The sequence below is a fragment of the Caulobacter sp. AVps16 genome (assembly GCF_058681455.1).
On record NZ_CM178739.1, the window covers coordinates 2,671,246 to 2,684,477 of the forward strand.

Consider the following 13,232-nt stretch of genomic DNA (forward strand, 5'->3'; position numbering starts at 1 on the left):
CCCGCTATTCCACCCTTGGCAGCACCAGGGCGACCCGCAGACCCGGACCCATGCCGTTGTATTCCCCGGGACCTTCGGCCAGTTCCAGCCGGCCACCATGCGAGGCAGCCACGGCCTGGACCAGGGACAGGCCCAGGCCTGCACCCGGCTCGCTGCGGCTGTTTTCCAGCCGCACGAAGCGCTGCACCACCCGGGCCCGGTCCTCATCGGGAACGCCCGGACCGGTGTCGGTGATCGAGAACTCCAGCTCGCCGGACGAGCGCCGACGCGCCCGCAGCATGATCGCCCCACCCGACGGGGTATATTTGATGGCGTTGTCGAGCAGGTTGGCCAGGGCCTGAGCGATGAACTCGCGATTACCCCGGATGTGCAGGGCCGGTGTAATCTCGGCCTTGAAGTCCAGCCCCTTGTCCTCGCAGGAAAACTCATAGAGTTCGGCCATGTCGCGGGCCAGTTCCGAGGAGTCGAAGCTCTGCTGGTCGGGAGCCTGACCGGCGGCCTGCAGGCGGGCAATGGCCAGGACGGCATTGAAGGTCTTGAGCACGCCATCGGCGTCCTGCAGGGCCGTTTCCAGCGCCGCGACCGGATCGCCCTTGCCATTCTCGGCGTCGATCAGGGCCACTTCCATACGGGCCCGCAGGCGCGTCAGGGGCGAGCGCAGGTCATGGGCAATGGCATCGCCGGCATGGCGCAGACCGCCCATCAGCCGCTCGATGCGGTCGAGCATGTCATTGAGCCCTTCGGCCAGCTCGTCATATTCGTCGCGCGCCCCGCGAACCTTGGCGCGGGCCTGGAGGTCCCCGGCCTGCACCGCAGCCACCAGGTCGACGAGGCCCTGCATGCTGCGCGAGACATTGCGGCTGATCAGCACGCCACCCGCAAGGCCCAGCAGAATCACCAGGGCCCCGGCCCCCCACAGGGCCCGGACAATCTTGCGCACATAGCCTTCGGACGCGGCCACATCGGCACCGACGAACAGCACCTCGCCGCCGGCCAGGCGCTCCTGCACCCCGCGGGCCGGATTGCGCATCTCGGCCCCGTCGAGGTCGACCTCGGTGACCTTGAAACTGGACCAGCTGGGGCCGTCGCCTTCGAAGTCGTCGAGGGGCGAGGCCTCGATCGATCCCGAGATCCGTTTGCCGGTCTTGTCGGCCAGGAAATAGAGGAAGGGCCGTTCGCCGCTCGCCCGTTCGACGATCGTCTGGTTCAGGGCATTGACGCCGCCCTGCCGGTAGGCTGCCTCGAGGCTTTCCATCTCGCGGTTGATCTCGGCGTCGGCGCGGCGGTTCACCTCGCCGGCCGTGGCCACATAGATGTAGCCCAGGAAGGCGCTGGCCGCCGCTGCAAACAGGGCCAGAAACAGCAGGGTCAGCCGGAACGGCGTGGTGCGGAAAAGGCGCGGCAGGCGCATGGGGGCTCTCGGCGGCGGACCGCCCTATCTCCTAAGGATCGAGCCTGTAGCCCGCGCCGCGCACGGTCTGCAGCATGGCCCGGTCGAAGCCCTTGTCGATCTTGCTGCGCAGGCGCGAGATGTGCACGTCGATGACATTGGTCTGCGGGTCGAAGTGATATTCCCACACCTTCTCCAGCAGCATGGTGCGGGTGACCGACTGCCCGGCGTGGCGCATCATGAACTCCAGCAGCTGGAACTCACGGGGCTGGAGATCGATCTCCTTGCCCGCCCGATGGACGGTCCGGTTGATCAGGTTCATCTCGAGCTCGCCGACCTTCAGGGTGGTGGCGACCGCGCCCGTCTCGCGACGGCGCGACAGGGCCTCGACCCGGGCCATCAGCTCGGGAAAGGCATATGGCTTGACCAGATAGTCGTCGGCACCGGCCTTCAGACCCACCACGCGGTCACTGACCTCGCCCAGGGCCGACAGGAACAGGACCGGGGTATTGTCCCCTTCGCGTCGCAGGGTCTCGACGACCTCGACACCATCCTTCTTGGGCATCATGCGATCGACGATCAGCACGTCAAAACCGCCCTTGCCGGCCTCCTTGAGTCCCGCCTCGCCGTCTGGGGCGTGGACGCACTCATAGCCGGCTTCGGTGAGGCCGTGGCTCATTGCGCCCGCCGCCTCGATATCGTCTTCGATGATCAGAATACGCATCAGCCCGTCCCTCATGCGCCCGCCAATAGGAAGACTGACGGTCTCCCGATTCGACCCTAGGACGCGATCCTTGCTGATGGATACCGGTTTTGACCGGGCCCGTCCCTTAAACCTTGGACAGATACAGGACGCCCCGCCCCGGAGGAACCGGAGCGGGGCGCTTGCAGAGCAGTTTGGCCGACCCTGAGGTTAGGGTGCGATCTTCAGCGGGACGAAGACCGGACGGCCCTGGCGGATGATCTTGGCCAGAACACTGGTGCGGCCACCCTTCTGGGCCGAGGCAATCGCGGCCGCGACCTCACCGGTCGCATTGACCGCGACGCCGTTGACGCTGGACAGGACGTCGCCCTTGACCAGGCCCTTCTCGCCGGCGTCGGAGTCCGACTTGACCCCGGCAATGAGCACGCCACGCACGTCCGGTGCGATCTTGTAGGTCGCGCGGGATGCCGTATCGAGCGGGGCCAGGGTCAGACCCAGGGCTTCGAACTTCTGGGTCTGGGGCTTGTCCGGGGTATCGGGCGCGCCGCCGTCCTCGTTGGTGTTGTCATTGACGCCGAGGGCACCTTCGGACGGACGCACACCGGACTTGACCTCGACCGTGCGGGGCTTGCCGCCGCGCAGGATCGACAAACGGATGGTGTCGCCCGGCTTGGCCTTGGCCACTTCGCGCGTCAGTTCCGAGCCGCTCTTGACGTTGGTGCCATTGACGGCCGTTACGATGTCCTCGGGCAGCAGGCCGGCCTTGGCGGCGGGGGCACCGGCCACCAGTTCGGCGATGATGGCCCCCTTGACGTCGGGCATGCCCTGGGCCTCGGCCATTTCCTGCGAGAAGTCCTGGATATTGGCCCCGATATAGCCGCGGACCACCTTGCCGCCGGCGATCAGTTGCTTGGCGGTAGCCTCGGCCACGTCGGCCGGAATGGCAAAGCCGATACCGACCGACCCCCCCGTCGGCGAGAAGATCGCCGTATTGACGCCGATCACCCGGCCGAAGATGTCGAAGCTGGGACCACCGGAATTGCCCCGGTTGATCGGCGCATCGATCTGGATGTAGTCGACAAAGCGCGACGAGCTGTCGCCCAGGTCGCGGTTATAGGCCGAGATGATGCCGGCCGTGGCGGTGCCGCCCAGACCGAAGGGGTTGCCGATGGTGATGACCCAGTCGCCGACCCGCGGCTTGGCCTGGTTCTCAAAGTCGACATAGGGGAAGTCCGCGCCCTTGGCCTTGGGATCGGTGACCTTGATCACGGCCAAGTCGGTGCCTTCGTCGCGACCGACCACGGTGGCCTTCAGCTGGCGGCCGTCCTTCATGACGACATTGATCTCGTCGGCGTCGGCGACCACGTGGTTGTTGGTCACGATGTAACCGTCGGCCGAGATGAAGAAACCTGAGCCCGAGGACTGCTGCTTCGGTGCGGCGGGGGTGTCCTCCTCGCCCTCGGCGCCCGGCTTCTGGCCGCGCGGCACGATGTCGAAGCCTTCGAGGCCCGGAATTCGCAGGCCGCGGGCGGGGCTGGCCTTGGAGGTCACATCGATCTGGACGACGGCCGGCGAGACCTTTTCAAAGATGTCGGCGAACGACATCGGGGCACCGGGCGGCGGCGCGAAGGACGGGGCGGCGGCCGTCGAGACACGGATGGCGGCCGGGGCCTCGGCGGCATCGGCCGTCCCCATCCGCATGCCCATGCCGGCCAGAGCCGCGGCGGCGACGCCCGCGCCGGCAACGGCGCCCACAATGAAACCCGACTTCCTAGCGGTCATCTCTTGTCTTTCCTCACCCACGACGCATCGCGCCGGGACCTGTCATACGAGAACCTAATCGCGATGGCGTAACGCGCAATGGTTCTCGAATTATCTTTCCGTCACACGGAAGGTGTTTCTTGCGGCCGCTTTTCGGCGCAATCGTGGCCGAGGTCTTCCAGCAGTAGCGCCAGGCGGGCTTCTTCTTCGGGCGAGAGACCCGGAGCTTCGTCCGGCTCGGCCGCGCCATCAGCCCGCCGCCGGCGCAGCAGCGCCACCAGCAGGCCACCGCCGGCCGCCAGAATACCCAACGGAGCCAGCCAGAGCGCGGCATTACCGGCCGAGAAGGTCGGCTTCAGCAGAACAAACTCGCCATAGCGGGCGACGAGGAAGCTGCGAACCTCCGCATCGCTGCGGCCGCCGGCGATCTCCTGACGGACCACCCGGCGCAGATCCCCGGCCAGCTCAGCCTGGGAATCATCGATCGACTCGTTCTGGCAGACCAGGCAGCGCACCTCGCGGAACAGCACCCGCGCGCGGGCCTCCTGGGCCGGATCAGGCAGACGCTCACTGGGCTCCGAGGCTGCGGCCATGCACGCCACGGCGGCCAGGGTGACGAGCACAGCCCTGAGCCGGTTCATGCCTGGGCCTCCGAGGCCTTGCGACCGACACCCAGCCGCAGCCGGCGATCCGACACTGATATGGCCCCGCCCAGCGCCATCAGCAGGGGGCCGAGGAAGATCAGCCGGACCCAGGGATTGACATAGGCCCGGACCAGCCAGGCCGGCTTGCCGCTCTCACTGCCCCGGCGCTCGCCCAGCACCACATAGAGGTCGTCCAGCCCCTTGGGGCAGATCGCCACCTCCGAGGTCGTCTGTCCGCCGGTCGGATAGTAGCGCCGCTCGGGCTTGGCCTGGCAGACGATGCGACCGGATGGGTCGGTGATCCGCACCAGGCCGCGCTCGGCCAGATAGTTGGGGCCCTCGACCGAGCCGACGCCGGTCAGGGTTACCTCATAATGCCCCAGCTTGAAGGACTGGTTCAGGTTCAGGGCCTGGGCCTGCTCGACCCGCCAGGCGGTCTCGAACGATGCGCCCAGCACAAAGACCCCCATGCCGGCATGGGCCAGGGTCGTGCCCCAGGCCCCGCGCGGCAGGCCGACGGCCCGGCGCCAGACCTCGGCCAGAGGGGCACGCAGGAGCTTCAGGCGCTCGGCCAGTTCGGCGAGGGCCCCGCCGATCAGCCAGAACCCGAGCGCGACGCCGGCACTGGCGAGCGCCTTGCGCGGCGTGATCAGGGCATAGGTGAGCAGGCCCAGCAGGGCGGCGGCGGCAAGGGCCAACCACAGGCGGCGCATCACGGCCGAGGCATCGCCGCGCTTCCAGGCCAGCAGGGGTCCGGCCGGCAGGATGGCCAGGGCCAGCAGCATGATCGGCGTGAAGGTCAGGTTGAAGAACGGTGGGCCGACCGACACCGCCTCGCCGTCGAACGCTTCACGGATCAGTGGATAGAGCGTGCCCAGCAGCACCGTGGCCGTCGCCGTCGACAGCACGATATTGTTGAGGACAATGGCGCTCTCACGGCTGACCGGGGCGAACAGGCCTCCGGAATTGAGCGAGGGCGCGCGCAGGGCAAACAGCAGGAACCCGGCCCCGGCGGCCAGGCCCATCATGATCAGCAGCAGCACGCCCCGGGTCGGGTCGACAGCAAAGGCGTGGACCGAGGTCAGCACGCCCGAGCGCACCAGGAAGGCCCCCAGCATCGAGAAGGTAAAGGCCGCCAGGGCCAGGAAGACCGTCCAGCCCGGCAGGGCCCCGCGCTTCTCCATGACGATGGCCGAGTGCAGCAGGGCCGCGCCGATCAGCCAGGGCATGAAGCTGGCATTCTCGACCGGATCCCAGAACCACCAGCCGCCCCAGCCCAGTTCATAATAGGCCCAGAAGGCGCCCAGGGTGATCCCGATGGTCAGAAGGCTCCAGGCCGCCAGGGTCCAGGGCCGCACCCAGCGGGCCCAGGCCGCGTCGACCCGCCCGTCCATCAGGGCAGCCATGGCCAGGCTGTAGACGACCGAGAACCCGACATAGCCGGCATAGAGGAAGGGCGGATGCACCGCCAAGGCCCAGTCCTGCAGCAGGGGATTGAGCGAACGCCCCTCGATCGGGACCTCGGTCAGGCGGACCATCGGATTGGAAGCAAAGACCGTATAGGCCAGGAACATCACGCCCAGGGCCCCCTGGACAGCGACCGCATAGGCCCGAAGGCGCGGCGGCAGGCTGGCGCCGAACAGGGCCATGGCCGCGCCATAGCCGGTCAGGACCAGGCACCACAGCAGCATCGAGCCCTCGTGGCTGCCCCAGGCCCCCGCCACCTTGAACAGCATGGGCTTGGCGGTGTGGGAATTGGCCGCGACATTGGCCACCGAGAAGTCCGAGCTGACAAAGGCCCAGACCAGACAGGCAAAGGTGACGGCCGTGGCCCCGAAGGCCGCCAGGGCCGCGCCGCGTCCGGCCCCGGCCAGCATCGGCGCGCGCCGGGCTCCGGCGACGGCGGACAGGCCGGTCTGGGCGACCGACAGGACCAGGGCCAGGATCAGGGCAAAGGCGCCCAGTTCGATGATCATTTGCGATCCTTGCCCTCAGCGGGAGAGGACCCTTCATAGGCGGGAGGGCCTGCGCCCTCGCCGCGCCATTCGCCCTGCTCCTTGAGGGCCTTGGAGACCTCGCGGGGCATGTAGCGCTCGTCGTGCTTGGCCAGCACCTCCGTGGCCATGAACACGCCACGGTCGTCGAAGACCCCCTGGGCGACGATGCCCTGGCCCTCGCGGAAGAGGTCGGGCAGATCGCCGTGGAACTTGACCCTGGCGGTGGACTTTTGGTCGGCGATCACGAACTCGACGTCGCCGCCGGGGTGCTTGATGACGCTGCCCTTCTGGACGAGACCGCCCAGTTGGACCTTGCGGCCGGCCGGAACCTTGGCCTCCTGGGCCTGGGCCGGGGTGTAGAACAGCGAGATGGCGTCCCGCATGCCGTACAGCGCCAGGCCCACGGCCAGGGCCAGGACCGGGGCAATGGCCAGCAGAATGGTCAGGCGCCGGCGCGCCTTGCGGGATTTCGGCCAGAAGCTCACGGACGTCCCCCCTCGGTGCCGGACTGGGATTGCGGCGGGGTCTGGGCGGCCTGTTTCAGGGCCGCCAGAATCTTGGGCTGATCGCCGAAGCGCTGGTTCGCCGTGGCGAGGGCAGCATCCCGCCGGGCCGTGTCGCCCAGAACCGCATAGGCCCGGACCAGTCGAACCCAGCCATCGGGATCATCAGGCGCGGTCTTCAGTCGCTCCGCCAGGCCCTCGACCATGCCGGCGATCATGCCCTGGACCTGGGCGTTGTCCTCGGGCGCGGCCTGACGGGCAGGCAGGCCGCCGGCGGCCTGGACCTGGGCGATTTCACGATTCATCGCCGTTCGACGCGGATCCGTCGGCGACAGGCTGTCGGCCACGGCGCGCCAGTCGGCCAGACCCCCGGCGACATCGCCGTCGCTGATCCGGGCAAGGCCCAGATGATAGCGGGCCGAGAGGCTGGCCGGATCGATCTTCAGGGCCTGCCGGAAGGCCAGTCGGGCATCGGTCCCGACTTCGCCATCCGCTTCCGCCACGAAGGTTTCGCCCAGACCAATCCACAGGTCGGCACGGCCGGGAGCCAGGCTTACCGCGCGGCGCAGGGCTTGTTCGGCCCCGCCGAGGTCGCCCGAGGCGCTTCGGGCCATGGCCAGATGCTTCAGCGGCTCGGCGTCTCCGGGCCGTTCGGCGACAATGGTTTCCAGCACGGCGGCGATGCGGGGCGGATCCAGCTGGGCCGGGTCCGTCGCCCGCCATTCGGCCACCCGCCGGCCATAGGGCTGGTCAGAAAAGCCGGGCGAGCCAATCACCAGATAGATGGCCAGGGCCAGAAGCGGCGCAACGGCGGCGGCCGTCACCGCCAGGCGACGCGATCCCAGACCATCGCGCGACCAGACCTCGGCGCGGTCGGCCTCGACCAGCAGGCGACGCCCCGCCTCGGCCCGGGCCGCCTTGCGTTCGCCATCGTCGAGCAGGCCGCCGGCAGCCAGGCGGTCGATTTCGCCGAGCTGGCGGCGATGGGCGTCAAGGCCCGGTGCGGTGCCGTCGACGGCACCGGCCCGCGCGGCGCTGCGCAGAACCAGGGCACCGGCCGCAGCCGACAGCCCGGCCGCCGAGATCCAGAAAGCGATCATGCTTCGCCTGTTAGCCGGGAATGCGCGCCGCCGTTAGCGAAAAAAGCGCTTAAGGGATGGATCAGGCCGCGATCGCGGCGGCGGCCCGGCGGCGGACGATTTCAGCGGTCTTGTCGTCGCGCGTATGGGCGATGAAGGTCGCCGCAACATCGAGATACTGCTGGGCCAGGACCGGATCGCCGCCTTCGCCGGTGCGGGCGGCATAGAGCACGTCCTCGATATACTGATCGAGGCGGGTATTGAGCTTGTCCAGGACCTTGGTCCGGGTGGCCCCATAGCCGCTCTGGGCGGCGCAGGGTCGAAGTTGTTCGATAAAGACCAGGATCGCCGTGGCGCGTCGCACCGCCGTCGGGTCCGGCTCGGCATTCAGCTTGGCAATGCCCTTGCCGCCCTTCTTGCCCAGGATCGAGATCGGCTTGGTCGGCAGGGCCTCGGCCAGTTCCTTTTCGGCGGCGTTCATCCGCAGTTCGGCGACCTGGGCGATTTCCTGCTTGTACTTGGCCAGACGACGCCCCCAGGGGCCGTCCTTGGCGATGTTCACGGTCTGCTCGAACTCGGTGATCTGAAGGGACACGCGCTGGGCGGCCAGGGCGGCCTCGCGTCCCAGCTTCTCGCCCTTGTCGAGGCTGAAATCACGGATCAGGGCAATCGCTTCGTCGATCTCGGCCAGCACGCGCTCGCCGAACGAGCCGACTTCCGATGAGGCCAGATAGCGGTCATTGGGCCGGTCCATGACCGCCGAAATGACCCGCAGGATCCGCCAGTCGTCGGGCAGGTGCGCAGCCAGCATATCAAACAGCCGGGCACCGGAGTCCTCACGGATCGCGCAGGCGTCGCGATAGGCCAGGCGCGCCGCCGCAGCCCGTTCACCGCTCATCCGGCTGACCCAGTCCGACAGCTTGGGCAGGGAGGCCCGGACGATGTGTCCAATCTCGAGGCAGGCGATCAATTCGTCGGTGTTGCCGAGGCTGCGGGTCGCATCAAAGGCGTCCTGCTCGGCGTCGCGCAGGCAGCGCGCCGCCATCCGGCAGAGGTCGTCAAAGACCTCCGGGGCCCCCTGCTCCAGGTCCCAGGGACTGCACTTGGCGGCAGCTTCCTCGACGCGCTGAGGCGTAACGACCTTCAACGCTTTCCACAGGGACGGCAGGACCCGCGGCGAGAAGCTGATCTGGCCTGCACCGCGCGTGGCGCACATCGGCACGATCGGCGCGAGAACATTGTTGCGAACGAATCGGTCGGCGGTCTCGTCCTCAACCAGGCCCCGCACCTGGGCGAGCCCACCCGTTGTCCCGACGCCGGCCAGGGCCATTTCCAGACTGCGCAAGGCAGCGTCCGGCGCGGTTTCCACCAGCATCCGTACGATCTGCAATTTGTGCGCAGCGATTGCGGCCATGATCCCCCGCCGGATCCCAAAGACCGACAGCGTCAACCATGTTGGCAACGAGGTTAAGACTTTCCCAAATCCGCCAAAAAAGTCGCTGAGGCGCGCTGATGGGAAAGTCGAGGAAAGCCGAGGGCTTCGCGAGGCTTAGGGGCCTTCATCGGGGCGGCTGGCAACCCGTAGGGTGCGACAGAACGCCGCTAGGTTTCGGCGCTCGGAAGATCCAGCCGGACCTGCAATCCGCCCATGGGCGATTCACCAAGTGTCACCGATCCGCCATAGGCCCTGGCCAGTTCGTCGACGATGGACAGGCCCAGACCTGAACCCGGGGTATGCTCATCCATGCGCTGGCCCCGCTTCAGGGCATCAACCCAGCGTTCGGGCGGCAGGCCCGGACCATCATCCTCGACCACCAGGGTCCAGCGACCGGTCGCGCCCGGCGCGGCGATCACCCGGATACGGCCCCGGCACCACTTGCCGGCGTTCTCCATGACATTGCCGGCCAGTTCCATCAGATCCTGCTTCTCGCCCTGGAAGCAAAGGTCCTCGGGACAGCGCCAGTCGATCTCGATGCCCTGCCCGCCGGCCTTGTCCTGAAAGATCCGCTCCAGGGTTACCGCCAGCTCGTCGAGGATCGGCTCGACCGGCGTGCGCTCGCCACTGGTCTGGGAACGGGCCGCCGCTCGGGCCCGTCGCAGATGGTGGTCGACCTGCTCGCGCATCACATCGGCCTGGCGGCTGACGACATCGGCCAGGGATCCCGGCTGCTGGCTGGCCTCGGTGATCATCACCGACAGCGGGGTTTTCAGGGCATGGGCCAGATTGCCGACATGGGTTCGCTGCCGCTCGACCACTTCCTGGTTGTGGGCCAGCAGCGCATTCAGTTCGACGGCTAGAGGCTCGAGCTCGTCGGGATAGGCACGGGTCAGGCGCTCGCTCTTGCCGCGCCGCACCGAGGCCACCTCGCGCCGCAGCTGGAACAGGGGGGCAAGGCCCACCCGGACCTGCACGACCACCGCCAGGATCAGGCCGCCGCCCAGCAGTAGCAGGGCCACGGCGGTGATGCGGCCAAAACGGTCGGCGTCGGCGTCGATCGGCGAGCGGTCCTCGGCGGCGATGAACACCACGGGATCAGGATAGCCCGGCAGGCGGGCCTGGATGGCCGCGGCCCGCAGCGGCTTGTCCTGCGGCCCCTGCATGTCGAAGTACAGGGTCTTGCCCGGAGCAGCATCCAGCAGGTCGATCTGCCGCGACGCCACCATAAGGTCGCTGTCGAACAGCGAGCGTGACCGCTCGACGACCTTGATCGCGCCGTCGGCCGTATGGCGCGCGATGATCCAGTAGCGGCCGGAATAGGTGCGGGTGGCCCGGATATCGGTCAGGAACGGGGCCTTCAGCACCCCCTCCTCGACCGTCGAACCGGCATAGAGATCGTCGGTCAGGACCGCCAGTGACTGGTCGAAGCGGCGGATGGCGGCGTCGCGGAACTGGGCGGTCAGAAAGACGCCGGCCACGATCAGGACCACGGCGTTCCAGACGACGGCCAGCAGGACCAGCCGGCGGACCAGAGAAGGACGACGAAAGTCAAACACGGCTAGGCGCCCGCCGCAGCCGTCACTCGGTCGCCTCGCCCTCCAGCGGAGTCAGGCGATAGCCGAGGCCGCGCACGGTCTCGATGCGGTCGGAGCCGAGCTTCTTGCGCAGCCGACCGATGAACACCTCGATGGTGTTGGAGTCGCGGTCGAAGTCCTGGTCGTACAGATGCTCGACCAGTTCGGTGCGCCCGATCACCCGCCCCTGGTGCATGATCATGTAGTGCAGCAGGCGGTATTCCAGCGAGGTCAGACGCAGGGGCTCGCCATTGACGCTGGCCCGGGCGGCGCGCGGATCCAGCCGCAGCCCGCCGCAGGACAGGCTGGGCGCGGCATGGCCGGCCGACCGGCGCAGCAGGGCGCGCAGCCGCGCCAGAAGCTCCTCGGTGTGGAAGGGCTTGGCCAGATAGTCATCGGCCCCGGCGTCGAACCCGGCGACCTTGTCGCTCCAGGCCGCGCGGGCGGTGAGGATCAGGACCGGCGTGCTGACATTGCCCCGCCGCCAGCGCTCCAGCACCGAAACCCCATCCACCTTGGGCAGACCGAGGTCCAGGATCACGGCGTCATAGGGCTCGGTCTCGCCGAGGAACTGGGCTTCCTCGCCGTCCGGCGCATGGTCGACCGCATAGCCGGCATCGGCCAGGGCCAGTTTCAGCTGACGCGACAGGTCGGGATCGTCCTCGACGAGCAGGATACGCATGCAAGGAAGTCCCTAGTTGGCGCTGAGGATCTGACCGGTCTCTGCGTCGACGATGAAGTCAATACGGCGGCCGTCGTCTGTGGCCCATCGGACCCGATAGTTGCGGCCTTCAAGCCCGGCATCCAGCACCCGGCCGGGCGTCCGGCGGCTGATCTGGTCGATCACCCGCGACAGAGGCACCAGTCGGCCGGACTGCACGCCGCCCCGCGCCTGGTCGGACTGGGCACGCCAGCCGGCTCCAAGCGAGTCGCGGTCACGCTGGGCCAGGGCCGCACCCGGCAGGGCGGCGGCGACGGCGACAGCGACGAGAAGGGCGCGGATCGGTTTCATGCTGACGGGTGTAATGTCCGGCGGCTGAATGGAGACTGAACAAGCCGCTTATGAACGGCGTGTGGCGTTCTGTCACGGGCGGGAACGCTCGGAGGCGAAAAGGGCCGTTGGCCGGTACGGGAGAGCATCAGGACTGCCCGCCCCTCTATTTCCGCTTTGGCGCGTAGGGCTTCTGGTCGCGCCAGGCCTGGGCGAACTTTTCGAGGTCGCTGTCGGGCTCGTCGGGCAGGGTCACGACCAGCCTGGCCAGCAGGTCGCCGCGCTTGCCCTTGGCGTCGGCCAGGCCGCGGCCCTTCAAGCGCAGGGTGGCCCCGCTGTTGGAGCCCCTGGGCACGGCCAGCATGACATTGCCGTCGGGGGTCGGGGCCTCGATCTTGCCGCCCAGCACCGCATCGGGCACCGAGACTGGCAGGTCCATGACCAGGGTCTCGCCCTCGCGGCGATAGACCGGGTGGGGCTTGATGGCCAGTTCGATCAGGGCGTCGCCCTGGCCGCCGCGGCCCGGACTGCCCTGGCCCTTCAGGCGCAGGGTCTGGCCGTCCTGGGCCCCAAGCGGGATGGTGACGTCGATGGTGCGGCCGTCCGAAAAGGCCACCCGCTTCTTGCCGCCCCGGATGGCTTCTTCCAGGTCGATGTCGAGGCGGGCCTTGACGTCTGCGCCGCGCGGAGAGAAGCCGCCGCCCGAACCGCCACCAAAGCCGCCGCCGCCCCGGGCGCCACGCCCGAGGATGTCGCCGAACAGGTCGCCCAGATCGATCTCGGGGCCGTCCGCGCTGCCGCCGCGCGACTGGAAGCCGCCGCGATTGAAGCCCCCGCCGCCGAACGGACTGCCGCCCGCCCCGCCGAAGCCGCGCGTGGTCTCGCGACCGTCCGCGTCGATCTCGCCGGCATCGAACTTCTTCTTCTTGGCCGGGTCGCCGAGAATGTCGAAGGCGGCGCTGACCTGCTTGAAGCGATCCTCGGCCGCCTTGTTGCCCGGATTGGTGTCCGGGTGAAACTGCTTGGCAAGCTTGCGGAAGGCCTTGCGGATCTCGTCCGGCGTCGCGGTGCGGGAAACGCCAAGTTCCTGATAGGGGTCGCGCGCCAAGGAGAGTCCTCGAGAGTGATTGGATAGCCCGCCCTCAATTAGGC

General features: G+C 68.3%; 12 protein-coding genes. All 12 read right to left on the reverse strand.

From position 1 onward, the window contains the following. Positions 1–4: 4 nt before the first annotated feature. The gene (locus tag ACW17U_RS12835; RefSeq protein WP_062144620.1) at positions 5–1,411 is read right to left on the reverse strand and encodes a sensor histidine kinase; all 1,407 of its coding nucleotides are present in this window, start codon (positions 1,409–1,411) and stop codon (positions 5–7) included. Between the two features lie 31 nt (positions 1,412–1,442). Continuing rightward, positions 1,443–2,114, reverse strand: a complete 672-nt coding sequence (locus tag ACW17U_RS12840) for a response regulator transcription factor (protein WP_062144617.1) — start codon at positions 2,112–2,114, stop codon at positions 1,443–1,445. Between the two features lie 189 nt (positions 2,115–2,303). Further along, entirely contained in the window at positions 2,304–3,875 is a 1,572-nt protein-coding gene (locus ACW17U_RS12845) for a trypsin-like peptidase domain-containing protein (protein ID WP_062144615.1), read from the reverse strand. 101 nt (positions 3,876–3,976) lie between these two features. Beyond that, positions 3,977–4,495 (reverse strand): cytochrome c-type biogenesis protein, encoded by a 519-nt coding sequence (locus ACW17U_RS12850; protein WP_062144612.1) that lies wholly within the window; start codon positions 4,493–4,495, stop codon positions 3,977–3,979. After that, complete coding sequence (locus tag ACW17U_RS12855; protein WP_492052887.1) at positions 4,492–6,474, reverse strand: heme lyase CcmF/NrfE family subunit; 1,983 nt, start codon at positions 6,472–6,474, stop codon at positions 4,492–4,494. Before ACW17U_RS12855 ends, ACW17U_RS12850 begins: the two co-directional genes overlap by 4 nt. Next, complete coding sequence (ccmE, locus tag ACW17U_RS12860) at positions 6,471–6,980, reverse strand: cytochrome c maturation protein CcmE (protein ID WP_492052889.1); 510 nt, start codon at positions 6,978–6,980, stop codon at positions 6,471–6,473. The genes ACW17U_RS12855 and ccmE overlap by 4 nt, the downstream gene beginning before the upstream one ends. Further along, complete coding sequence (gene ccmI, locus ACW17U_RS12865; RefSeq protein ID WP_492052891.1) at positions 6,977–8,098, reverse strand: c-type cytochrome biogenesis protein CcmI; 1,122 nt, start codon at positions 8,096–8,098, stop codon at positions 6,977–6,979. The genes ccmE and ccmI overlap by 4 nt, the downstream gene beginning before the upstream one ends. Before the next feature lie 61 nt (positions 8,099–8,159). Beyond that, the gene (locus tag ACW17U_RS12870) at positions 8,160–9,491 is read right to left on the reverse strand and encodes a hypothetical protein (RefSeq protein ID WP_492052893.1); all 1,332 of its coding nucleotides are present in this window, start codon (positions 9,489–9,491) and stop codon (positions 8,160–8,162) included. Positions 9,492–9,679: 188 nt separating this feature from the next. Further along, complete coding sequence (locus ACW17U_RS12875; RefSeq protein ID WP_492052895.1) at positions 9,680–11,071, reverse strand: ATP-binding protein; 1,392 nt, start codon at positions 11,069–11,071, stop codon at positions 9,680–9,682. A 22-nt stretch (positions 11,072–11,093) separates the two neighbouring features. Next, complete coding sequence (locus ACW17U_RS12880; protein WP_062144597.1) at positions 11,094–11,771, reverse strand: response regulator transcription factor; 678 nt, start codon at positions 11,769–11,771, stop codon at positions 11,094–11,096. A gap of 12 nt (positions 11,772–11,783) precedes the next feature. Beyond that, complete coding sequence (locus tag ACW17U_RS12885; RefSeq protein WP_062144594.1) at positions 11,784–12,101, reverse strand: PepSY domain-containing protein; 318 nt, start codon at positions 12,099–12,101, stop codon at positions 11,784–11,786. Positions 12,102–12,246: 145 nt separating this feature from the next. Continuing rightward, entirely contained in the window at positions 12,247–13,188 is a 942-nt protein-coding gene (locus ACW17U_RS12890) for a DnaJ C-terminal domain-containing protein (protein ID WP_492052898.1), read from the reverse strand. Between the last annotated feature and the right edge of the window lie 44 nt (positions 13,189–13,232).